Genomic DNA, 22,985 nt, shown 5'->3' with positions numbered 1-22,985 from the left:
GGTGAAAAGGGGCAGCAGATTTTGGCGCACGCCCGACGTAGAGCCACATGCCCCTTGGTACATACAAAACAGGTCAAAGGCTTTTGACCTCTGACCTGCTATTTTCTGGTCGGGTGGACTGGATTCGAACCAGCGACCCCTTGACCCCCAGTCAAGTGCGCTACCAAGCTGCGCCACCACCCGCTATGTCTGCCACGCGGTGACCCGCGCAGCGCTTATGCATAGTAGCACTATCCCGCGAAGCAGTTCAAGCGAGAATTTCGAATCTCCTCTCGCCTGCGGACCGACGCGGGAAGGGGTGCCTAGATTCCCAGCAGCTCCCGCTTCTTGAGGTCGAACTCCTCCTCCTTGTGCCCATCCATTGCGGTCGCAGACGCGCTGCCCGTTTGGGGAGGGGACGGACTCTGACAAATTTTTTGCTGACATCCGTCGGGGCATCTGATAAGATGCTAACGCGCTAAGGGCGATTGGCTCAGGGGTAGAGCACTTCCTTCACACGGAAGGGGTCGCTGGTTCGAATCCAGCATCGCCCACCACGAGAAACGTGGCGGCGGCTTCGGTCGCCGCCTTTTTCATAGGGGCCCATGGCGCAACGGTTAGCGCAGGGGACTCATAATCCCTGGGTTGCAGGTTCGAATCCTGCTGGGCCCACCACAAGAGCAGCAGGCCAGCGACGCATTTGCCGTTGGCCTGCTTTTTCGACCCTCCGCCTGCCCATGGATGACGCCAGCACCTCTCGCGAAGACAGCATTCTGTGCAGAATGCTGTCGATTTTGGCGTTTGGCCTGTTGAGGGGCGAGAAAGACAGCAAATCTCACAGAATGCTGTCTTCGGCGCCGCCCTCCGTACTGTCACCGCGCTGTCTTCAGCGCCGCCCTTCGCGCCCGCCGCCAGGCCCCCGCCCCCATCCGCGTTGCGGCTACAATCGACTTCCAACGCAGGCTCCGCCTGCAAGGCAACAACGACACGGCAACGGGGGGAGGGACGACATGCCATACGCCTACGCTTCGGTCGCGCTGGACATCCCCACGCGCGTGATAGACGGCTGCTACAGCTACGTCATCCCTCCCGAGCTCTCGACGTCCTGTGCGGTGGGCGCCACCGTCCTCGTGCCCTTCTCACATCGCAACGTGGTGGGCTACGTCATGTCGGTGTCGGACGAGCCTCCCGCGGGCGTCGCCGCGCACAAGCTCCTCGGCGTCGCGCGCGTGCTGGCAGACTCCGCCTTCGACGAGGTCTCGGCCCGGCTTGCCACCTGGATGGCGCACGAGTACGGCTGCACCCTCTGCGACGCCGTCCGTCCCTTCCTCGCCCCCGGCCAGACGGTCCGCGTGCGTCGCAGGGGCTCGGACGACCCCTGGGAGCTCGTATGCGAGAAGAGCGGGCCCGTCGACGAGCGCTGGGCGTCCCTCACCCCCAAGGCCGAGGGCTGGCGCCCTCGCGCCAACGCCTCGCGCCAGCGCCAGGTCATGGAGGCCCTCGCCTCCGGCCCGCTTCGTCTGGCGGAGCTCTCGGCCACGATGCCGGGGAGCGTCGCCGCGGCGCAGGCCCTCGCCCGCCATGGCGTCGTCCAGATAGAGGAGAGGCGCCGCGTGCGCGGGACGACGGGAACCACGCTCTCGAGCGCCGTCGCCCGCCGGCCCGAGCGCCTGACCCAGGGCCAGCGGGACGCCCTCGCAGAGATCGCCCGTGCCACCGAGGCCGGCGCCGGCGACGTCGTCTTGGTGGACGGCGTGACGGGCTCCGGCAAGACCGAGGTCTACCTCGCCGCCATCGAGCGCTGCGTGGGGCAGGGGAGGGGTGCCATCGTCCTCGTGCCCGAGATTTCGCTTACCGCCCAGACCGTGGGCCGCTTCCGCTCGCGCTTCGGCGATGACGTCGCGATCCTGCACTCGAGGCTCTCTGCCGGGGAGCGCTTCGACCAATGGGACCTGGTGCGCCAGGGCAGCGTGCACGTCGTGGTGGGCGCCCGTTCCGCGCTCTTCGCGCCCGTGTCGGACCTGGGGCTCGTGATCATCGACGAGGAGCACGAGCTGTCCTACAAGCAGGAGTCGGCCCCCCGCTACCATGCCCGCGAGGTCGCGGCCCGCCTCGCCCGCCTGCGCGGCTGCCCGCTCGTCCTGGGGTCGGCCACCCCCTCGCTCGAGAGCCTCCTGCGCTGCCGCCAGGGCTCGCACGCCGGGGTGTCGTGGACGCGCGTCCCGATGCCGGAGCGTCCGGGCTCGGCTGTGCTTCCCCGCGTCCGCGTGGTGGACATGACGCAGCAGTTCGCCGGGGGCAACAAGTCGATCTTCTCGGCACCCCTGAGGGACGCCCTGGAGGGCGTGGTCCAGCGAGGGGAGAAGGCCGTCCTCCTCCTCAACCGCCGAGGCTTCGCCAACTTCCTCATGTGCCGCGACTGCGGCTGCGTGCCCGAGTGCCCGCACTGCTCCACCTCGCTCACCTACCACGAGCGCACGCACTCGCTGATGTGCCACAGCTGCGGCAGGAGCTGGCCGGTCGTCGCCTGGCCCAACCCGGCCACGACCTGCCCCAACTGCGGCAGCCGCTACCTGGCGGCCTTCGGGGTGGGCACCCAGCGCGTCGAGGACGAGCTCTCGCTGCTCCTGGGCGGGCGGGCCCAGGTGATTCGCATGGACGCGGACACCACGCGCGGGAAGGGGGACCACCAGCGGCTGCTCGAGGAGTTCGACGCCGCGGAGTGCGCAGTGCTCGTGGGCACCCAGATGATCGCGAAGGGGCTGGACTTCCCCGAGGTCACGCTGGTCGGCGTCATCAACGCGGACACCACGCTCAAGCTGCCCGACTTCCGTGCGGGCGAGCGTACCTACGACCTGCTCGAGCAGGTGAGCGGGCGCGCCGGCAGGGGGGAGGTCCCGGGGGAGGTCATCATCCAGACCTACTGGGCGAGCCATCCCGCCATCCGGGCCGTGGCGGACCACGACAGGTCCCTCTTCCTCGAGCCCGAGCTCAGGGACCGCGAGGAGGGCAACTACCCGCCCTACTCGCGGCTGGCCAACGTCGTCGTCTGGGGGAGAAGCGCCCCCGCCGTGACGGGGGCGATTGCCTCCCTGGCCCACGCCGTCCGCCAGAGGGTGGAGGGGAGGCGGGGATGGGAGGTGCTGGGTCCCACCGACTGCCTCAAGGCCCGCGTGAAGGACCGCACCCGCCGGCACCTGCTCGTGAAGGCCCCCCTGGGCTCCGAGCCAGGGGAGCTCCTGCAGTCCTGCGTGCGGGGGCTGGACGTCCCCCGCGGCGTGAGCGTCGCCATCGACGTGGACGCGTACGACCTGATGTAGGGTCCCTGGCCCATGCGACGGCGGTTTGGGAGGCATGTCGCTGGGGTAGTAACATAGCCTGGACAAAGCGTGGCGCCCCCGGCGCCCCCCACATAGCAAGGAGCCATGCAATGAGTGCACTGGAAGACATCGTCCGCGCCCCCGACGGGCGGCTCAAGACAGAGTGCGCGCCCATCGAGGCCATCGACGAGCGCATCAAGAGGCTCGCGCGCCGCATGCTGGACGACATGTACGCCGCCGACGGCTGCGGCCTGGCGGCCCCCCAGGTCGGCGAGCTCGTCCAGATGGTCGTCATAGACGTCGACTACTCCGGCCCCAGCGGCAAGAACCCCTACGTGCTCATCAACCCCAAGATTGTCGTCGCCGACGGCGAGGAGCGCGAGACGGGCGAGGGCTGCCTGTCGTTCCCCGGCATCACGGTTCCCGTCAGGCGACCCAGCCACGTGGTGGTCCAGGCCCTCAACCTGGACGGGGACCTCATGCAGTACGAAGCCCGCGACAACCTCATGGCCGTCTGCCTCCAGCACGAGATCGACCACATCCACGGCGTGACCATGGTTGACCACCTGAGCGCCGGCCAGCGCATCGCCGCCATGAGGGCCTATCAGGAGGCCACGGCCGCGGGCGCCCGTCCCGGCGACGTCTCCGTAGACTAGTCGGAAGGGGAGCCGCAGATGCGCCTGGCATTCATGGGCACGCCAGACTTCGCCGTGCCCTCCCTCAGGAAGCTCGCCGCCGTCCATGAGGTCGCGCTCGTCGTGACGCGGCCCGATGCCGTGCGCGGCCGCGGGAGGGCCCTCGTGCCCTCCGCGGTGAAGTCGGCGGCCCTCGAGCTCGGGCTCGAGGTGATCGAGGCGAGGCGCGTGACGCCGGAGCTCCTCGATCGCCTGCGCGACCTCGACCTGGACGCCGTGGCCGTCGCGGCCTTCGGCTGCATCCTGCCCGACGAGCTCCTGGGCATCGCGCGAATGGGCTGCGTCAACGTGCACGGCTCGCTCCTGCCCCGCTGGCGCGGCGCCGCGCCTATCCAGAGGGCGGTGCTCGAGGGCGACGAGCGCGCGGGCATATCCATCATGCGCATTGTCCACGAGCTCGATGCCGGCGCCTACTGCAGGCAGGCGTCGGTCGAGGTGGGCGAGAAGCCCTGCGCGACGGTCATGTCCGAGCTTGCCGAGCTGGGGGCAGACGAGCTGCTCCTGGCCCTCGCGCAGATGGAGGACGGGACGGCCCGCTGGGTCGACCAGGACGAGTCGCAGGTGAGCTATGCCCGCAAGATCGACAAGCGAGAGATGCTCCTCGACCCTGCGGACGGCCGTCTGGCAAACCGCAGGCGCGTCCAGGCGTCCCTCGACGCCGCGCCGGCCCGCATGGCGCTCCAGGGCAAGGGGGTCCGCGTGCTCGACGCGCGCGTCTCTGGCGAGGCGCTATCCCAGGGCGGCGTGCTGGTCCGCAAGGGCCGCGTGTTCCTGGGCTGCTCCGACGGGGCCATCGAGCTCCTGCGGGTCAAGCCCGACGGCAAGCGCGAGATGGACGTCTCTGCCTGGGCGGCGGGACTCCAGAAGAGGGACCTTGGCTGGGAGCGCGCATAGGCATGGCGAGGGCGACCGCCGCCAGGAGGGCGGCCCTGCGCCTGCTGGGCGAATGCCGGCGTCGCTCTGCCCGCGCACGCGATCTCATGAGGGCCTCGGAGGGGCTTGACGCCCTCGAGCCCCGCGACCGGTCCCTCGCCACCCGCCTAGTGCTGGGCGTGACACGCTGCTCCGGCGGCCTTGACGGGGTCATCGACGGGCATCTCCGTCGTGGCATGAGGCTCGAGCCCCGGCTGCGTGACGCCCTGAGAGTCGCTGCCTTCGAGCTCCTCTTCCTCTCCGCCCCTGCGCAGGCGGCCGTGAGCCAGGGGGTCGAGCTGGCCCGCGAGGCGAGCCCCCGCGCCGCCGGCCTCGCCAATGCCGTCCTGCGCCGCATCGCGGAGGAGGACCGGCCCCGCCTGGCCGAGGCGCGCGACCGCCTCCACGCGGCCGCGGCCCCCGGAGGACGGCCTGTCGACGAGGGCTCCACCCCCGATTCCCTGGCAGGCGACATCTCGCTCGGTTGCTGCCTTCCCGGCTGGCTCTCCCGCGAGCTCGTCTCCTCCCTCGGCGCCTCCCGCGCCGCCGCCGTCGCGCTCGGCTCCCTCGAGCCCTCCACGCCCTGCGTGGCCGGCAACCTCGTAGTGCAGGGCGAGGGCCCCTCTCGCCTGGCCCTCGAGGCGGCAGGACTCGCCCCGGAGCCGCTCCCGTGGCCGGCCGCCTTCAGGCTCGGCCGCCCGTCAGCCCTCGCTGGCTCCGGTCTGGTGCGCACGTCCGACGTCCTTCCCGCCGACCTCGCGGCGCAGGTTGTCGCCTGGCTCGCCTGCCCCCGGGGAGGAAGGCTCCTCGAGGTCGGCCAGGGCAGGGGCACCAAGAGCCTGCTCCTGCAGTCCGCCGCCAGGGCGCTCGACGTGGACCTTCGCATGGCCTGCGTGGAGAGCGACCCGCACAAGAGCGCCTCGTCCGCACGACGCCTGGGGTCCGTGGGGCTTGCCGGGCGTGCGAGCTGCCACGCCCTGGACGGCAGGACCCTCTCGGGAGCCGACGAGTCGCTTCCCGAAGGGCTCAGGGGAGAGTTCCGCCTTGCCTTCCTGGATGCCCCCTGCTCGGGCAGCGGCACCCTGCGCCGCCATCCCGAGGTCGCCTGGTCGCTGGGGGAGGAGGCGGCCCTGCGCGAGCTCCCGAAGCTCCAGCTCGAACTCCTCGGGGCCGTGGCCCGTCGCGTCGAGGTCGGGGGATGTCTGGTCTATTCGACCTGCTCGGAGCTGAGACAGGAGGATGAGGACGTCGTCGCGGCGTTTCTCGCCTCGGACGTCGGGCGAGAATTCAGCCTCGCTGGTCCGCTGGACGCACCCGCCACGGGCGTCCTCGCCCCCGAGCAGCTCGCCCTGGCGCGCTCCATGCTCACCCCCGAGGGCTTCCTGAGGACCTCGCGCGCGAACCGGCTCGGCTCCCCGCTCTGTGACGGTCACTTCATGGCGCGCCTGTGCAGGTTGGGATAGCAGCGGCTTCGGTTGACGGACGCACGAGAGGAGGCCCGTCCGGACAGCTGCCAGACGGGCCTCCTCCCCGCTCTTGCTATGGTGACGCGACCGCGACTCCGATTCTCCGTGGGAGTCGGGCGGCGACCAGGCGCGCTACTTCTTGCCCCTCTGGTCGGTGTTGTAGAAGCCGGATCCCGAGAAGACGATTCCCGAGCTGGAGAAGACCTTCTGGGCCTTGCTGCCGCACTTGGGGCAGCTGACGCTGGGGTGGGCGCTCATGGGATGCTCCACCTCGAAGCGGGTCCCGCACGAGGGGCACTTGTAGTCATAGCGAGCCATGTGAATCCTCCGGAAGAGTGCGTGCACAAAAAGCGGCCTCACGGCCACGTGGGCTACTGTACCCAAGTGTGGCCGGCTCTTGCGCCGGGGCCGCCGCCGAGCGGCTGCTACCATGAATCCTGCAACCAGCGGCTGGGAGGGCTGACGCCATGCGCATAGACGGGGCGATCTTCGACCTGGACGGGACCATCCTCGACTCCGCGCCCATGTGGAGAGAGGCCGTCCTCGAGCTCCTCGAGGACGGGGGAGCGCCAGACCCAGGGCAAGTCTACGCGCAGGTCGAGTCGGTGCCCCTGGTCCAGATGTGTCGCCTTCTGCACGAGCGCTACGGAATGCGGGAGGAGCCGGAATGCATCCTTCGCGACCTGCGACGCAGGGCGCTCGAGGGGTATCGGCAGCGCGTGCGGCCCGTCGAGGGCGCGCGCGAGCTCCTGCTCGAGCTGCATGATGCGGGCATCCACCTCGCCGTGGCGAGCTCCACGAGCGCCGACCTCGTGCGCGAGGCGCTCGAGGTCCAAGGGTTGCTCGGGCTCTTCGAGCTCGTCGTCTCCGCAGAGGGGTGCGGCAAGGGCAAGGGCCATCCCGACGTGTACCTCGAGGCGGCGCAGCGCCTGGGCTGCGACGTCAGTGCCACCTGGGTCTTTGAGGACGATCCCCTCGGTCTGGGCTCCGCGCGCCGGGCGGGCTTCCCCACGGTCTGCGTCTACAGCGAGGGGGGCGGGCGCGACCGCGCGCTCTGCGAGGACGCATCCACGATCTTCTCGCATGGGTACGTGGACGTCTCGCTGGCGTTGATCCGCGACCTCGAGCCCGTGCCCCCGCGCACGCGGGGCACCCTCAGGGCGCTCGTGGTGGACGGCTCCCCCGAACCGAGCTCGCCCGGCCTCGTGGCACGTCTCGCACGGGATGCCGACTACGTGGTCGCGGCGGACAGGGGTGCCGAGGCCCTCCGTGCCGCCGGCGTCGTGCCCGACGCCTTCTGCGGCGACTTCGACTCCGTGGGGGGCTCGGCCCGGGCCTGGGCGGAGGGGGTGGCGCGGACCAGGATCGCTTTCCCCTCGCAGAAGTACTCGACCGACCTCGCCATCGCCATAGCCTGTGCCCGCAACGAGGCGGCTCGCAGGCGGGAGGCGCTCGAGCTCACGCTCTGCTGCGCGTCGGGGGGCAGGAGCGACCACGCCCTGGCCGTCGTCGGCCAGCTCGCCTCCGCCGCCGACGCGCGGCCTCGCCTCGTGGAGGACGGCTTCGAGTGCCGCGTCCTCTCGCCGACGGGCCGGTCCAGCTGGAAGCTGGGTCCTGAGGCGCAGGGGCGCACGCTCTCTGCCATCGCCCTCTCCCCGGGCTGCGTGCTGAGCGAGCGGGGGCTCAGGTGGGAGCTCGACCATCGCGCGCTTCCCCTGCTTGGGGACGAGGGGGTGTCCAACGTCGTGTGCGTGCCTGACGCGAGCGTGACCTGCCACGAGGGGGTGCTGGCCGTCTTTCTCGTCATCTAGGTCCGCGGCGGCCGTGGGGAGGGGTGCGCGACGCCCCGCGGGCAGCCGCCTGTGACGCACAAGAAAGGAGGCCCCGAGGGGCCTCCGAGGAATCGCCGGTATGTCGCGCGCCGCGCTACGCCTGGGCGACGGAGCGAGCCAGGTTGCCCTTCTTCAGGCAGCGGGTGCAGACGTTCTTCTTCTGCGGACGCCCGTCGACGACGACGGTGACGCGCTGGATGTTGGGCTTGAACTTGCGGGCGACTGTGCGGTGGGAGTGGCTGATGGAGCGACCAGCAACGGCGTGCTTACCGCAGATATCACATACCTTCGACATGTTTACGACCTCCATAGGGTGGCGCAAGGCGCCAGCAATTACCAAAAGCTGTCCAAATATAGCACAGGACCAGCGGCATGCAAGAACAAAGCGCGACAGCTTGTGTGCGTTTTGTAGCCAGACCACAAGACCTTTGGTGGCAGAGCATTCCGGGGGAGTCCGCCCCGTGTCACCGACGAAAGATACTAGCAGACGGGAGACGGGCTGCGGTGGCGTTCGCGTGGACTTTCCACGGCAGCGGCGTCGGGCTGTGGGCCGGGCGTACGGGTTGTCCTCCTGCGCCGCATGCCTCGCGTGCTAGACTTCTATGAATGAATGCGCCGGTCGAACATCGACCAAGCGAGAGGAGAAGCTATGGCAATGGTCGTCCCCGGAACCCTGAAGGTGTCCAACGACTGCATCGCCGACCTCGCGGGCTATGCCGCCCTCGAGTGCTACGGCGTGGTGGGCATGGCGGTCACCGACGAGCAGGAGGGTCCTGCCCACCTCCTTCCGACCTACCGCCTGCGCAAGGGCGTCGGCGTCTCCGCAGAGGGGGAGATCGTCAAGGTGGACCTCCACGTGGTCGTTGAGCAGGGCGTGAACATGGCGTCCGTGTCAGAAAACCTCGTGAGCGCCGTCAAGTTCATCCTCAGGCAGATTGCCGAGCTTGACAACGTCGAGGTACGCGTCCACGTCGAGGGGATGCGCACCGCCCGCTAGGCGTGCCCCACGATACGAGAGGAACCGAGGTTCTCCAGATCATGATTGCCAACACCATTCGCAGCTGCTTCCCCGTCGCCGCCAAGGTCGTCGCCGACAAGGCGGACGAGATCAACAAGCTCAACGTCTTCCCGGTCCCTGACGGCGACACGGGCACCAACATGTCCCTCACCCTGGGCACGGTGGTGAAGGAGGTCGAGTCGCTCCCCGCCAACGCCTCGGTGAACGACATCGCCAAGGCCATCACCCATGGCTCGCTCATGGGCGCCCGTGGCAACTCGGGCGTCATCACCAGCCAGATCCTGCGCGGCGTGGCCGAGGGCCTCACCGGCGCCAAGGGCCCGGACGCCACCACGGCGGACATCGCCTCGGCGCTGCGCAACGGCGTCAAGGTGGCCTTCAAGGCCGTGCGCAAGCCCGTTGAGGGCACCATCCTCACCGTGCTCAAGGACGTCTCGGCCAGGGCGGACCAGATGGAGAGGGCCAAGGCCACGCCCCAGGAGGCCCTCGACGCCATCGTGGTGGAGGCCTACGAGTCCGTCGCCCGCACCCCCGACCTCCTGCCCGTCCTCAAGGAGAACGGCGTCGTCGACTCTGGCGCCTTCGGCCTCGCGACCTTCATCGAGGCCTTCGTCAACGCCTACGAGGGCAAGGCGGGCGAGGTCTCGGACTTCGACACCAGCGTCACCCCCACGAGCGCCAAGGCGCAGGTCGCCAACGTCGTCGACATAGAGATCAACGACGACTGGGAGGGATCCGAGTTCCGCTACTGCACCGAGTTCCTCTTCCATGCCGACAGCCAGGACTTCGACGAGGAGGCCAACCTCAAGTACCTGAGCTCCATGGGCGACTGCGAGCTCCTCGTGGGCACCAACCCCGACTACAAGATCCACGTGCACACCAACAGGCCCGACCGCGTCCTGCGCCACATGCTGCACCGCGGCCAGATCTTCAACGTGTTCGTCCACAACATGGACCTCGAGGCACAGGAGCGCACCGAGGGCATCCGCGAGGACAAGGAGTCCTCGCCGCGTCACGCCGCCCCCAAGAAGGGCCTGGGCTTCGTGGCCGTCGCCGCAGGGTCCGGGCAGGCCGAGATCTTGCGCTCGCTGGGCGTCGACGTCATCGTGTCCGGCGGGCAGACCATGAACCCCTCCACGGCAGACATCCTCGAGGCCATCGAGGCCTGCAACGCCACGAGCGTCATCGTGCTTCCCAACAACGGCAACATCCGCATGGCCGCCGAGGCCGCCGTCAGCGCCTGCACGGACGTCGAGGCGGCGGTTGTCCCGACCAAGACCGTCCTCCAGGCCTTTGCCGCCATGTTCGCGGCGGACGCCGAAGAGGGACTCGAGGCCAACGTCGAGCAGATGGGAGAGGCCATCGGCACCATCCGTGACGGCGAGGTGACCACCGCGGTGCGCGACTCCGCCGCAGCGGACGGCACCCCCATCCACGCGGGCGACGTCATGGGCATCGAGGGGGGCGCCATCGAGGTCGTGGGCAGCGACGTGCGACAGGTCACCCTCGACGTCATCGCCCGCATGCAGGAAGAGGAGGAGGGGGACACCCTCACCATCCTCGCAGGCTCCGACCTCGGCGACGAGGCCTTCGAAGAGCTCGTGTCCGCCATCGAGGAGGCCCAGCCTGACCTCGAGGTCGACGCGCACCGCGGCGAGCAGCCCCTCTACCCGGTGGTCTTCTCGATAGAGTAAGCCTTGGCAGGAAGAGCAAGCGTTCCCACCTGTGCAGAGGTGGGCGAGCGCCTCTCGAGGACCTGTTCGCTCACGGACGACGCGTCGCGCCTGAGGTTCGTCTCGGGCGCGCGCCATGAGGCCCTGGCTCGCCTGGGCCTCGTCCGCGTCCGCGACGTCCTCCTACACCTGCCCCACCGCTACCTCGACTTCAGCAGGCTGACCAACATAGCCCTCGCGGACGTGGGGGATGACGCCACGGTCATCGCCACGGTGGACCGCGTTACGCTCAAACGCCCTCGGCCGCGCATGCAGGTGGTCGAGGTCTACGTGCTCGACCAGACCGGCGTCATGCGGGTCAGCTTCTTCCGCGCGCCTTGGGTGGCGGACCAGCTCAAGCCTGGCATGCAGGTGGCCCTCTCGGGCAAGGTGAGCTTCGCCTACGGATTCAAGCAGATGCGCTCCCCCTTCTTCGAGGTCATCGAGGGCCAGGGGGACGTCTCGTCCTATGCCCGCATCCTTCCCGTGCATCCGGTGGGGGAGGGCGTCTCCACCTCCTGGATGCGCAGGATCGTCTCGTCCGCGCTCGCCAGCTCGGGCGACGTGGCGGACTTCCTCCCCGTCCGATTCCGGCTCGGGCGATCCCTCATGGGCCTGGGTCGTGCATTGAGGGCCGTCCACTTCCCCCTCAGCCTCGCCGAGGCCGCCGCGGCCAGGGAGCGCCTCGCCTACGACGAGCTCCTCTGCCTGCAGCTCGCCCTCCACTCCAGACGGCAGATGGAGCTTGGGGGCGTCACTCCCTTCAGGCACGTCACGGACGGACCGAGGCTCTCGCGGCTCGTGGCCTCCCTTCCCTTCGAGCTCAGCGACGAGCAGCGCATGGCCGCCCGCCAGATACTCGACGACATGGCGGCCGGCGAGGTCATGAACCGCATCCTCCTGGGAGACGTGGGCACGGGAAAGACTGCCGTGGCGGCGCTCGCCCTCGCCGCGGCGGCAGACTCCGGCAACCAGTCCGCCGTCATGGCGCCGACTTCCGTGCTCGCGCGCCAGTACGCCCGCAAGCTCGGCCCGCTGCTCGACGCGGCGGGCGTGCCCTGGGCCCTGGTCACGGGCGCCACCCCGGCAGACGAGCGGGCGCGTGCCGCCGCGCTCCTCTCGTCGGGCGAGCCCTGCGCGCTCTTCGGCACGACCGCGCTCCTCTCGGACGACCTCGAGTTCCGCCGCCTCTCGCTCGCCGTCATCGACGAGCAGCACCGCTTTGGCGTGGACCAGCGCGCCGCCCTCAGGCGCAAGGGCCCGGGCGCAGACCTCCTGGCCATGACGGCGACGCCCATACCTCGCACGCTGGCCCTCTCGCTCTATGGCGACCTCTCGATATCGCGCATCCGTCACAGGCCGGTGCCCGGGGCGGGCGTGACCACAAGGGTCATCCCGCCCGAGAGTATGGACCTCGCATACGCAGGCCTGCGCGAGGCCTGCGAGGCGGGACACCAGGCATACGTGGTCTGCCCGCTCGTGGACGACTCCGACGAGGGCGGCGAGCTCGAGGACGTCCCGGAGTCCGTGCGCTCCAACGCCAAGAGGCTCCATTCGGCCACGTCGACCCAACAGGAGCTCCAGAGGCGCGTGCTACCCGGGCTCAGGGTGGGCCTGCTCACGGGACGCCTTCCCGCGGCGGAGAAGGACCGCGTCATGGAGGAGTTCGCTGACGGGGGGATCGACGTCCTGGTCTCCACCACGGTCATCGAGGTGGGCGTCGACGTCCCCAATGCCACGGCGATGCTCGTTCTGGACGCCGACCGCTTTGGCCTGGCAACCCTCCACCAGCTCCGTGGGCGCGTGGGCAGGGGTTCCGTGGCGGGTTCCGTCTGGCTGTCCTGCGCTGCCAAGAGGGGCACGCCCGCCCGCAAGCGCCTCGCCGCCCTGGAGTCGACGGACGACGGCTTCGAGCTCGCCGAGCTCGACCTCGAGCTCAGGCACGAGGGAGAGGTGCTGGGATACCGGCAGCATGGCAGCAACGTGTCGTTGCGCGTCGCCGACCTCGCGACCGACGCCACCCTCGCAGAGTGGGCCCACGAGGACGCCCTCGCCCTCCTGGATGCGGACCCCTCGCTCTCGGGCGACGACGACAGGCCCCTCGCCCTCGAGGTGAGGGACCGATTCCCAAGCTACTTCGAGGAGATGGAGCGGGCATGAGCCGCATTCGCATAGTGGGAGGGGACTGGAGGGGCCGCTACATCGAGGCTCCTGACGGCCGGGACGTGACGCGACCGACGACCGACCGGACCCGGGAGTCCATGGCGTCGATGCTGATGTCGGCCTGCGGGCTGGAGCTCGCGGGCCAGAGGGTGCTCGACGCCTTCGCGGGGTCGGGGGCCATCGGGCTCGAGCTCCTCTCGCGCGGGGCGCAGTCCTGCTGCTTCGTGGAACGTGACCGGCCCAGCGCCGCGCGCGTGCGTCGCAACGTCCAGTCGCTCGCAGGCGACCGCGCGGACTCTGTCGCGCGCGTGGTCTGCGGCGACGCGCTCAAGCTGGCCCGTCGCGGCGGCATCTGGGGCTCGCCCTTCTCCATCGTGGTGCTTGACCCACCCTATGCCCTGCCCGCCTCCACGGTCTCGGACATGGTGGTCGATTTGGGCTCCGGGGGCCTGCTTGTCCCGGGCTGCCTCGTGCTCTACGAGCGCTCGACGGACGCCGACGAGCTTGCGCTCCCGGGCGCTCGCCTGGTTCGCAGCAAGTCCCACGGAATCACCACGGTGACCCTCTTCCAGACGCAGGAGGCCTAGGATGGCAGACGACAGGATCCAGCACGTGGTGGTGCCCGGCACCTTCGACCCGGTGACCTACGGGCACCTCGACGTGATCCAGCGCACGTGCAGGCTCTTCCCCCAGGTGACGGTCGCCGTAGCCGCCTCTGTCAACAAGCGTGGCACGGGTCCTGCGTTCTCGCTCGACGAGCGCGTGGACATGCTGCGCTCGTCCCTGCGCGAGGTGGGCATACACGGCGTGGAGGTCAGGCCCTTCTCGGGGCTCCTCATGTCCTTCTGCCGGGAGGTCGGTGCCGGCGGCGTGGTCAAGGGCCTCAGGGCCATGACTGACTTCGAGTACGAGCTCCAGCAGGCCGACCTCAACAGCCACATGGCGCCCGACGTCGAGTCGGTCTTCGTCATGTCCAACCCCCAGTACGGCTACGTCTCCTCCTCCATCGTGCGCGAACTTGCCTCCCTGGGCTCGGACGTGAGCTTCCTCGTGCCCCCGGGGGTGGCGGAGCGCCTGAGGCTCCACTACAGGACCTAGGCGAGAGGCGCGCAGCCACCGCATGTCGTCCGCCCATGCCTTCACGCTGCCCGCAAATGGCCTTCCGGCAAACGGGCAGCTCATCCAATCTGCTAACATGTGAGCGATGCGGCCTGAATCCAAACCGAGGGGCGCACGTCAGGTCGCCAGCATGACGAAAGGAGCCCGTATGCAGCCGGGTGAGGAGATCGAGAGCCTGGTCGGCGAACTCGAGCAGATCGTGAGCGAGGGCAAGACGCCCTTCGCCGCGGGCGCCAACAAGAAGATCGTCGACGCCAACGAGGTCTACGAGATACTGGACGAGATTCGCCGCGTCTTCCCGCAGGAGTTCTCTGACGCCCGCCGCATCGTCAAGGAGGAGGCGGAGACCCTGGAGCGCGCCCAGCTGCAGGCCGACTCCATCATCGCCGACGCCCAGCAGCAGGCGATGATCCTCGCGGGCGACCAGGAGGTCGTGCGCCTCGCCCAGCAGCAGGCCGACGACATCCGCGACAAGGCGGCCCAGTACGAGCGCGACACCCGCTACAACGCGGAGGAGTACGCCGACACCGTCCTGGCCCACCTCGAGGACAACCTCAAGTCCCTCACCAACTCCGTCACGCGCGTCCGCCAGACGCTGGACGAGAACTCCGGCCCGCGCAACCAGACCAACGACGTCGCCTGGTAGCGCCATGGCAGAGATCAAGCAGATCCTGGACGAGCGCCTGGCCGAGGCGGGGGACACCCTTCCCCTCTCGGGCCACGTCGACCAGGAGGGCTACAGCCTGGGCGAGCACGAGTTCTCGCTCCCCGAGGGCATGGACTACGACCTCGTCCTCACCAACGTGGGCGAGGGAATCCTCGCCACGGGCATGGTGCGCGCGCACGTGGTGGGCACCTGCGACCGCTGCCTCGACCCCGCCGAGTTCGACGTGGACGGCGAGGTGGACGAGTACTACCTCTTCAAGGACCCCGGCACCCTCCCCGAGGGCGATGACGAAGACGAGGTCGACTACTCGCTCGTCCTGCCCGACCACAGCATCGACCTGGGCGAGGCGATCAACTCCGCCCTGCTCATGGAGACCCCCTACGTCGTCCTCTGCCGCGAGGACTGCGCGGGGCTCTGCCCTGTCTGCGGGACGAACCTCAACCACGAGAACTGCGGTCATGCCGCCCTGCTGGAGGCCTCTCGCATGGAGTCGAATCCCTTCTCCGTGCTCAAGGGTCTCGACCTTTCGTAGGCGGGGGCCGTGCCACGCTCGTCGCCTTGCCCGGTCGGCTGAGCTGGCCGGGCAGCTTCTTGTTCCCCGTCCAGGATCGGGAGGCCCGACGTGATCTGCATTGACATTCCGGGAAGGGAAGAGCTCAGGATTGATCGCCTGGCGCTCGACTTCAACGGCACCATCGCCGCAGATGGCGTGCTCGCCGAGGGCGTGGCCGAGCGCATCGCGCTCCTCAGCGACCTCGTCGACGTCATCGTGCTGACGGCCGACACCTATGGGAGCGCCTCCGCTGCCTGCGAGGGCCTACCGCTCAGACTCCTGACCTTCCCCTCGGATTCCGCCGGCCTCAGCAAGGAGGAGATCGTACGCTCCCTCGGCGGCGGGGTCTGCTGCGTCGGCAACGGCTACAACGACATCGGGATGTTCGACCTAGCCGCGCTCCGAATCGCCGTGTTGGGGGAGGAGGGCACGTGCGCCGCCCTGCTCGGGCATGCGGACGTGCTGGTGCCCGGGCCCTGCGAGGCGCTTGACCTCCTTCTGCGTCCCAGCCGGCTGAGGGCGACGCTCAGGGCATAGCCTGCCATCCCTGGTGGGTGTTGGGTGGGGCGCGGTCATCCCCAATGCACTCCGGCTTTTGCTACCATGTCGGACGCACCGTGGCGCCTAGAGGCAATTTGCCGTGGAAATGGTGCGCTCTCCTTCACAAGGGGGCGTCTGGTGCTATATTTGTCCTTGTGTGTTTGCAGGTCAGACCGCTCCGGGCAACCGCGCGGGCATGATGTGAGTCTAAGAGAGGTTCAAGATGGCAGTTCCTAAGCAGAAAAAGGGCCGTGGCGCCACGCACACTCGTCGTTCGGCCAACAGCAAGCTCGCCGCTCCGGCACGCTCCGTTTGCCCCCAGTGCGGTGCTCCTAAGCTTCCGCATCACGTGTGCCCCAACTGTGGCTACTATAAGGACCGCGAGGTCGTCGTCACCGAGTAGCCCTCCTGACAGACGAGGCCTGGGGAGGCCGGCCCCAACCGGGGTCGGCCTCCCTCTTTAGACGTACACGCCGCGCAGCGGCACGGGGGAGGCAGGACATGACCACCATCTGCGTTGACGCCATGGGGGGAGACGAGGAGCCCAGGGTCGTCCTCGAGGGCATAGGGAAGGCGCTTGAGGCCGACGGGGACCTGAGCGTCCTCGTCGTGGGCGACGAGGACGTGGTGGTTCCCTTCGCCGCGTCTCACGAACGGGTGCGCGCGCTCGTCTCGACCGAGGTCATAGGCATGGACGAGCATCCCGCGGACGCGGTGCGCGCCAAGAGGGACTCGAGCATCGTGCGGGGCTGCGCCAGCGTGAGGGCAGGGGAGGCGGACGGCTTCTTCTCCGCCGGGTCCACCGGCGCCATCTTCGCCGCGGCGACGCTCCACATCGGACGCGTCAAGGGCATCAAGCGGCCGTCCATCGCCAGCTCGCTTCCAGGCATGACGGGACGCGAGACCGTCCTCACCGACATGGGCGCCAACGCCGATGCGCGCCCCGACATGCTGGTGCAGTTCGCCCAGATGGGGCGCGCCTACGCGCGCGTCGCGCTGGGCGTGGCGGAGCCCACGGTCGCGCTCCTCTCCAACGGCTCCGAGGACACCAAGGGGTCCGAGGCGGTCCTGGCGGCGCACAAGGCCCTCGCCGAGGCCGGCCCGGACTGGTTCCGTGGCAACTGCGAGGGCACCGACGTGCTCGCCGGCCGCTACGACGTGATCGTCACCGACGGCTTCACCGGCAACGTGGCACTCAAGAGCCTCGAGGGCACCGCCAAGTTCATACTCTCGGAGGTCAAGCGCTCGGTGGCGAGCTCGGGCCGCTCCAAGCTCGGGGCGCTCCTGCTCAAGCCCGCGCTGAAGGCCGTGGCGGCGAGCCTCTCGGGAGACGAGAAGGGCGGCGCGGTCCTGCTGGGGGTCAAGGCGCCGGTGCTCATCGGCCACGGCGCCACCTCCGCCGACGCCGTGATGAACGGCACCCTGGCCTGCGCGCGGGCCGTGCGGGCAGGGCTTGTGGACAATGTCGCCCGCCTGGTCCAGCAGGGCCAGTAGCAGGGTACAATCGACGGAGAATGCAGCCGGTGGCGATGGCGCCACCTTGGTCGAGGAGGATCCATGGAGCGTTCCGACATACTGGCGAAGGTCGTCTCCCTCACGGCGGACGAGCTCGAGGCGGACGCCGCGGGCCTGGACGAGTCAACCGAGTTCAAGAGCCTGGGGGCGGATTCCTTCGACCTGCTCGAGCTCGTCACCGCCTTCGAGGACGAGTTCGGCTCCACCCTCGACGACGACTCCCTGCAGAAGATCCAGACCCTGGGCGACGCCGTCGACGCCATCGCCAGCGTCCTGGGCGCCTAGGGAGGCACGCTCACTTGAAGTCCCACAAGCAGGTGGCCCGCCTCGAGGAGATAGTGGGCCACCACTTCGCTGACCAGAACCTCGCCACCTCGGCGATTACGCATCCCTCCGCGGTGGAGAACAAGCCCGTGTCGGCCTCGTACGAGCGGCTCGAGTTCCTGGGTGACTCCATACTCGGCGCCATCGTCGCCACCGACCTCTTCGAGCGCTTCCCCCGCATGGACGAGGGCGAGCTCACGCGCCTCAAGATCTCGCTCGTGTCGGGCAAGATGCTGAGCGCCGTCGCCGACGAGCTCGGCATAGGGGAGGTCATCGTCTTCGGCGAGTCCGAGCGCGGGACCGGCGCCCGGGGGCTGCACTCCGCCCTCGAGAACGTCTACGAGTCCATAGTCGGGGCCCTCTACCTCGACGCCGGCTACGACGCGACGCACGAGTTCGTCTCCCGCACGCTGGCTCCGCACATGTCGCCGGAGCTTGCGGAGAGACCCCTCTCGCCCAAGTCGAGGCTCCAGGAGGTGACCCAGCGCGACCTCCGCTGCGCCCCCGAGTACAAGCTCGCCGGAGAGCGCGGTCCCGCGCACAGCCCCACCTTCACCTCGGTCGTCCTCGTGGACGGCGTGCGCATGGGCAGGGGAGAGGGAAGCTCCAAGAAGGAGTCCGAGTCGGCCGCGGCGCTGGATGCCCTCCAGCGCATGGGGCAGCTGCCCGCCTCGGGCGGCGAGAAGAACTAGCGGCCCTGCGCCTGGAAGGGATTCTTTCGACGTGTATCTGAAGTCGCTCACGCTCAAGGGGTTCAAGTCCTTCGCGGACCGCACCAACATGGTCTTCGACCCCGGCCTCACCGTCGTGGTGGGCCCCAACGGCAGCGGCAAGTCAAACATATCCGACGCCATCCTCTGGGTCCTGGGCGAGCAGAGCGCCAAGATGCTCCGCGGCCAGGCCATGGAGGACGTCATCTTCTCGGGCTCCTCGGGCAGGGCCGCGGTGGGCCTCGCCGAGGTGACGCTCGTCCTCGACAACGTGGACCACACCCTTCCGATCGACTTCTCCGAGGTCGCCGTCACGCGACGCATGTACCGCTCGGGCGAGTCCGAGTACCTCATCAACGGCGCGCCCTCGCGCCTGCGCGACATCACGGACATCCTGCACGACTCCGGCCTGGGCAAGGACACCCACTCCATCATCAGCCAGGGCAAGCTCGACTCGATCCTGGCGAGCCGGCCCGAGGAGCGGCGCGAGCTGGTCGAGGAGGCGGCGGGCATCAGCAAGCATCGCCGCCGCAAGGACCGCTCGGAGCGCAAGCTCCAGGCGATGCAGGACAACCTGACCCGTGCCAAGGACATACAGCGCGAGATCGGCCGCCAGCTCAAGCCCCTCGAGCGACAGGTCGACAAGGCGCAGAGGCACCGCAGCATCACGGGCGAGCTCTCCACCCTCACGACCACGCTCGCCGTGGACGACCTCCGCCAGCTCCAGCAGCGCTACCAGGCCCTCGCCGACCGCGGGCGTGAGGCCGACGCCGCGGTCGAGCTTGCTCAGTACCGCCTGGACGAGAGGAACGCGGAGCTCGAGCGATACCAGTCCCTCCTGGAGCAGAAGGGCATCTTCGTGGGGGACCTGGGCGAGCAGCGTCGGCGCATGCAGGACCTCCTGGGCCGTATGGACTCTGACATGCGCCTCTTGGAGGAGAAGGGCCGTAACATGGTCTCGCGCCTCTCCGAGACGCGCCGTGGCCTCTCCGCCCTGGAGCGCCAGCGCGTTGATGCGGCGGCCGAGCTGGAGCGCGTCACGGGGGAGCTCCTCGAGGCCCGCGCCCTCGCGGACGACCTGCGCGGCAAGGTGGCGGAGCTCGGCCCCGCAGCAAAGGAGGCGAAGGAGCTCCGTCGCTCCCTCGGGTCCAGGCAGGCCCAGCTGACCGCGGACCAGAGGGCCGCCCAGCGCGAGGCGGACCAGGAGACGCTCGCCTACGCGAAGCTGAGCGACCAGATCTCGAACGCGCAGGTGGAGGACCAGATGTTCGAGAGCCGCCTCGCCCAGATCGAGGATGGGGTCGCCACCGCCACAGAGTCCCTCTCCGAGCGCAGGGGCCGCAGGGAGGAGCTCGAGGGCGCGCTCGCCTCCGCCCGCGAGGAGGACGCCGCGCTCGCAACGCGCATCAATGGCTGCAAGGACGGGCAGCGCGACGCCCGCAAGGCGGAGAACGACGCCCGCCACGCGCTCTCGGACGCGCGCGCCCGCCTCTCCGCCCTCGAGTTCGTGGACCGCCAGGCGCAGAACTCGAGCGCCCTCGTCGGCTCCCTCTCGGCCGGAAGGCTGTCTTCCACCATCAGGTACCGCGTGGCAGACCTGGTCGAGGCCCCCTCCGAGCTCGAGGGCCTCGTCGAGTCCCTTCTGGGGGACGACCTGGGAGGCCTCGTCGTGAGCACGGGGGAGGAGCTCGTCGCCCTCGCCCGCGAGGCCGCCTCCAGCAAGGCGAAGGGGCGGGCGTCCCTGCTCTCGCTCGAGGGTCGCGGGCGGGAGCTCCCCGGCGACGGCCTTCCCGGCCGCTCGCTCCTCGCCGAGCTCGTGCCCCTGGCCGGCGCGGAGGCGCTCGTGGCGGGGCTCCTGGGAGACGTGCGGCTCGTGGACGACGTCGCGTCCGCCATCGAGGCGCATGCCAGCCATCCCGAGGCCTGCTACGTGACGGCGGAGGGGGCGATGGCGCTTCCCGACGGACGCGTGGTAGTGGGCAACGCCTCCACGGCCGAGCAGGGCGCCCTCGAGCGCAAGCGCCGCATCAGGCAGCTCCGGGGCGACCTGCCCCGGCTCGAGGGGGCGCTGGGGGAGGCCAGCCAGGCCGCCCAGGACAGCGAGCTGCGGCTCCAGGAGGCACGCGAGGCGAGCGCCAGGGCAAAGGGCGAGGTCGCGCGCCTCGCGGGTGAGCTCTCGTCCGTCACGGGCGAGCTCGGACGCCTGGAAGCGCAGCTGCGACAGGCCGAGTCCGAGCGCGCGCAGGTGACCAAGGGCCGCGAGGCCGCCGCCCAGAGGGCGAGCCGGGCCTGCGAGGAGGTCGAGCGCCACAGGGCCGCGGCCGACGAGGCGACGGCCCGGGCCGCCAGCCTCGGCGAGGAGCTCGAGGAGGTCTCCGCCCAGCGGCAGCGCGCCTCGCGCGAGGAGTCCGACGCCGAGGGCAGGCTGTCTGACGCCCGCCTCAAGCTGGCGACCGTCTCCGAGCGGCGCAACCACCTCGCCGTGCGCGAGGAGGAGCTCTTGCGCCAGCTCGCCGACCTCGACCGGAGGCGGGGGACCATGGAGCGCAGCGCCCGCGCACTTGACGTCCTCCAGCTGAGGGTGGAGCCCCTGCACGGGCGCTACGAGGCCGTCCGCGAGCGGGCACTCGCCTGGGCGGCTCGCCTCAAGGACCGCGCGTCGCTCGCCGAGGCGGATTCCGACTCCCTCAAGAAGACCATCTCGGACGCACGCGAGGCGGTGGCACAGGCGAGCCGCGAGCTCGACGCCGCACGGGAGTCCTCGGGCGAGGTGAAGGTCGAGTCAGGCAAGATCGAGGTGCAGGTCCAGAACGCCATCCAGTCCATAGAGGGCAGCGGCTGGGGCCTCGACGACGCCCTCCGGCTCCCCGAGCCCGACGACCGCGCCCAGATGGAGCGCGACGTCGCCCGGCTCAAGGGTGACCTCGCCCACATCGGCCCCGTCAACGAGGTCGCCATGGACGAGTACGAGAGGCTCAAGGAGCGCGCGGACTACATCGGCGAGCAGGTCGAGGACCTCGAGAGCGCCCGCAAGTCCCTGCAGAAGATCACCGCGGCGATCGAGCGCAAGATGCGCCGCCAGTTCCTGGTGGTCTTCGACCAGGTGAACGCGAACTTCTCCGAGATCTTCTCCCTGCTCTTCCCGGGCGGCCACGCCCACCTCGAGATGTGCGACCCCGACCACCTGGACGAGACGGGCATAGAGATCGTGGCCCAGCCGCGCGGCAAGCGCATCCAGAAGATGACGCTCATGAGCGGCGGCGAGAAGTCCCTCACCGCGCTCGCCCTCCTCTTTGCCGTCTACAAGACCAGGACGGTGCCCTTCTACGTGTTCGACGAGGTTGAGGCCGCCCTCGACGACTCCAACCTCTCCAAGCTGCTCGACGCCATCGAGCGGCTCAAGGACTCCACCCAGCTCATCGTCATCTCGCACCAGCGCAGGACGATGGAGCAGGCGGACGTCCTCTACGGCGTGTCAATGCAGGCCGACGGCGTGAGCCACGTGGTGAGCCAGCGCCTCGACCGTGCCAGCGGAAAGGTGGTGGAGGCCTGATGGGTCTTCGCGACAGGCTGCGCGAGGGTCTCACCCGCTCGCGCGAGGCGATATCCGAGATCTTCTACATGGGCGGCGAGGTGGACGAGGAGTTCTGGGAGGAGCTCGAGGATCGCCTCGTGATGGGCGACATGGGGGCGGAGGTGGCCATGCAGGTCACCGACGACCTGCGCGAACAGGCCGCGCGCGAGGGCCTCAGGACCTCCCGACAGCTGAAGGAGGCCCTCGCCCAGCGCATAGCGGGGGAGTTCGCGCATGCCGAGCGCGACCCCTTCCGGGACCTCCCGTCCTGCGTCCTCTTCGTGGGCATCAACGGGGCGGGGAAGACCACCACGGTGGGCAAGCTCGCCGGCGTCGCCCGCTCGGAGGGGCGCTCCTGCCTCGTGGGAGGCGCCGACACCTTCCGTGCCGCCGCGATCGAGCAGCTCCAGGTCTGGGGCGAGCGCGCGGGGGTCGAGGTCGTCACGCGGGAGCGCGGCGCCGACCCGGCGAGCGTCTGCTATGACGTGATCGAGAGGGCCGAGCGCGAGGGCTGCGACCTCGTGCTCATCGACACCGCAGGCCGCCTGCACACCTCCCCCGAGCTCATGCGCGAGCTCCAGAAGGTGGTCAAGGTGACGCGCAGGCGCGCGGGCATGCCCGTCTCGGTCGTGCTCGTCATAGACGCCACCACCGGGCAGAACGGCCTCGCCCAGGCCAAGGAGTTCAACGAGGCCCTCGAGCTCGACGGCCTCGTGGTGACCAAGCTCGACGGCACCGCCAAGGGCGGCATCGCCGTCGCCATATCGCATGACCTTGCCCTCCCCATCCTGCGCATAGGCGTGGGCGAGGGAATCGACGACCTCCAGAGCTTCGACGCGCTCGAGTTCTCGCGCGCGCTCGTGGGCGAGGGAGAGGGGGAGTAGAC

General features: G+C 69.5%; 21 protein-coding genes and 3 tRNA genes. 21 read left to right on the top strand and 3 right to left on the bottom strand.

The features are described 5' to 3' along the window. Window positions 1–106: 106 nt before the first annotated feature. Window positions 107–183 (bottom strand) — tRNA-Pro (locus HMPREF1008_RS07880). Window positions 184–461: 278 nt separating this feature from the next. On the opposite strand from HMPREF1008_RS07880, the gene HMPREF1008_RS07875 reads away from it, so the two are divergent. From HMPREF1008_RS07875 to HMPREF1008_RS07850, 6 genes are all read left to right on the top strand, one after another. Then, window positions 462–536, top strand: a tRNA-Val gene (locus HMPREF1008_RS07875). 42 nt (window positions 537–578) lie between these two features. Next, window positions 579–654, top strand: a tRNA-Ile gene (locus tag HMPREF1008_RS07870). Window positions 655–989: 335 nt separating this feature from the next. Continuing rightward, window positions 990–3,299 (top strand): primosomal protein N', encoded by a 2,310-nt coding sequence (gene priA, locus HMPREF1008_RS07865; protein ID WP_009279332.1) that lies wholly within the window; start codon window positions 990–992, stop codon window positions 3,297–3,299. Between the two features lie 110 nt (window positions 3,300–3,409). Beyond that, a complete protein-coding gene (gene def / locus HMPREF1008_RS07860) occupies window positions 3,410–3,955 on the top strand; it encodes a peptide deformylase (protein ID WP_009279331.1) in 546 nt (181 codons plus the stop codon). Window positions 3,956–3,973: 18 nt separating this feature from the next. Further along, window positions 3,974–4,888: a methionyl-tRNA formyltransferase gene (gene fmt, locus HMPREF1008_RS07855; protein WP_009279330.1), complete on the top strand. Its 915-nt coding sequence runs from the start codon at window positions 3,974–3,976 to the stop codon at window positions 4,886–4,888. A 2-nt stretch (window positions 4,889–4,890) separates the two neighbouring features. Beyond that, window positions 4,891–6,369, top strand: a complete 1,479-nt coding sequence (locus HMPREF1008_RS07850; protein ID WP_009279329.1) for a transcription antitermination factor NusB — start codon at window positions 4,891–4,893, stop codon at window positions 6,367–6,369. Between the two features lie 135 nt (window positions 6,370–6,504). Here the strand turns inward: HMPREF1008_RS07850 and HMPREF1008_RS07845 are convergent, their stop codons facing one another. Next, complete coding sequence (locus HMPREF1008_RS07845; protein ID WP_009279328.1) at window positions 6,505–6,690, bottom strand: FmdB family zinc ribbon protein; 186 nt, start codon at window positions 6,688–6,690, stop codon at window positions 6,505–6,507. A 149-nt stretch (window positions 6,691–6,839) separates the two neighbouring features. On the opposite strand from HMPREF1008_RS07845, the gene HMPREF1008_RS09985 reads away from it, so the two are divergent. Beyond that, window positions 6,840–8,183, top strand: coding sequence for a thiamine diphosphokinase (locus HMPREF1008_RS09985; RefSeq protein WP_009279327.1), 1,344 nt, complete (start codon window positions 6,840–6,842; stop codon window positions 8,181–8,183). A 115-nt stretch (window positions 8,184–8,298) separates the two neighbouring features. On the opposite strand, the gene rpmB is transcribed toward HMPREF1008_RS09985, so the two are convergent. Continuing rightward, window positions 8,299–8,499, bottom strand: a complete 201-nt coding sequence (rpmB, locus tag HMPREF1008_RS07835; protein ID WP_009279326.1) for a 50S ribosomal protein L28 — start codon at window positions 8,497–8,499, stop codon at window positions 8,299–8,301. A 354-nt stretch (window positions 8,500–8,853) separates the two neighbouring features. On the opposite strand from rpmB, the gene HMPREF1008_RS07830 reads away from it, so the two are divergent. From HMPREF1008_RS07830 to ftsY, 14 genes are all read left to right on the top strand, one after another. Then, a complete protein-coding gene (locus HMPREF1008_RS07830) occupies window positions 8,854–9,201 on the top strand; it encodes an Asp23/Gls24 family envelope stress response protein (RefSeq protein ID WP_009279325.1) in 348 nt (115 codons plus the stop codon). 41 nt (window positions 9,202–9,242) lie between these two features. Further along, window positions 9,243–10,916: a DAK2 domain-containing protein gene (locus HMPREF1008_RS07825; RefSeq protein ID WP_009279324.1), complete on the top strand. Its 1,674-nt coding sequence runs from the start codon at window positions 9,243–9,245 to the stop codon at window positions 10,914–10,916. A gap of 3 nt (window positions 10,917–10,919) precedes the next feature. Then, window positions 10,920–13,094, top strand: a complete 2,175-nt coding sequence (locus HMPREF1008_RS07820; RefSeq protein WP_009279323.1) for an ATP-dependent DNA helicase RecG — start codon at window positions 10,920–10,922, stop codon at window positions 13,092–13,094. Further along, window positions 13,091–13,684, top strand: coding sequence for an RsmD family RNA methyltransferase (locus HMPREF1008_RS07815; RefSeq protein WP_009279322.1), 594 nt, complete (start codon window positions 13,091–13,093; stop codon window positions 13,682–13,684). The genes HMPREF1008_RS07820 and HMPREF1008_RS07815 overlap by 4 nt, the downstream gene beginning before the upstream one ends. A gap of 1 nt (window position 13,685) precedes the next feature. Continuing rightward, window positions 13,686–14,195 (top strand): pantetheine-phosphate adenylyltransferase, encoded by a 510-nt coding sequence (coaD, locus tag HMPREF1008_RS07810; protein WP_009279321.1) that lies wholly within the window; start codon window positions 13,686–13,688, stop codon window positions 14,193–14,195. Window positions 14,196–14,364: 169 nt separating this feature from the next. Next, on the top strand, window positions 14,365–14,862 hold the full coding sequence (locus tag HMPREF1008_RS07805) for a hypothetical protein (RefSeq protein WP_009279320.1): 498 nt from the start codon (window positions 14,365–14,367) through the stop codon (window positions 14,860–14,862). 4 nt (window positions 14,863–14,866) lie between these two features. Beyond that, the gene (locus HMPREF1008_RS07800) at window positions 14,867–15,415 is read left to right on the top strand and encodes a DUF177 domain-containing protein (protein WP_009279319.1); all 549 of its coding nucleotides are present in this window, start codon (window positions 14,867–14,869) and stop codon (window positions 15,413–15,415) included. Window positions 15,416–15,505: 90 nt separating this feature from the next. Continuing rightward, window positions 15,506–15,973 (top strand): HAD family hydrolase, encoded by a 468-nt coding sequence (locus HMPREF1008_RS07795; protein WP_009279318.1) that lies wholly within the window; start codon window positions 15,506–15,508, stop codon window positions 15,971–15,973. A gap of 226 nt (window positions 15,974–16,199) precedes the next feature. Further along, entirely contained in the window at window positions 16,200–16,379 is a 180-nt protein-coding gene (gene rpmF, locus HMPREF1008_RS10290) for a 50S ribosomal protein L32 (RefSeq protein WP_009279317.1), read from the top strand. 98 nt (window positions 16,380–16,477) lie between these two features. Then, window positions 16,478–17,470, top strand: a complete 993-nt coding sequence (gene plsX, locus HMPREF1008_RS07790) for a phosphate acyltransferase PlsX (protein ID WP_009279316.1) — start codon at window positions 16,478–16,480, stop codon at window positions 17,468–17,470. Window positions 17,471–17,533: 63 nt separating this feature from the next. Next, entirely contained in the window at window positions 17,534–17,776 is a 243-nt protein-coding gene (locus tag HMPREF1008_RS07785; protein WP_009279315.1) for an acyl carrier protein, read from the top strand. A 14-nt stretch (window positions 17,777–17,790) separates the two neighbouring features. Continuing rightward, the gene (rnc, locus tag HMPREF1008_RS07780; RefSeq protein WP_009279314.1) at window positions 17,791–18,507 is read left to right on the top strand and encodes a ribonuclease III; all 717 of its coding nucleotides are present in this window, start codon (window positions 17,791–17,793) and stop codon (window positions 18,505–18,507) included. A 31-nt stretch (window positions 18,508–18,538) separates the two neighbouring features. Beyond that, window positions 18,539–22,078, top strand: a complete 3,540-nt coding sequence (smc, locus tag HMPREF1008_RS07775; RefSeq protein WP_009279313.1) for a chromosome segregation protein SMC — start codon at window positions 18,539–18,541, stop codon at window positions 22,076–22,078. Then, window positions 22,078–22,983 carry a signal recognition particle-docking protein FtsY gene (ftsY, locus tag HMPREF1008_RS07770; protein WP_009279312.1) on the top strand — a complete coding sequence of 302 codons (906 nt, stop codon included), beginning with the start codon at window positions 22,078–22,080 and terminating at the stop codon, window positions 22,981–22,983. The genes smc and ftsY overlap by 1 nt, the downstream gene beginning before the upstream one ends. Window positions 22,984–22,985 lie beyond the last annotated feature (2 nt).

The sequence above is a fragment of the Olsenella sp. oral taxon 809 str. F0356 genome (assembly GCF_000233535.1).
In the GTDB taxonomy this organism is placed as follows: Bacteria; Actinomycetota; Coriobacteriia; order Coriobacteriales; family Atopobiaceae; genus Olsenella_I; species Olsenella_I phocaeensis.
The sequence above is the reverse complement of the archived record's forward strand: the minus strand, read 5'-3'. Positions and strand labels throughout refer to the sequence as shown.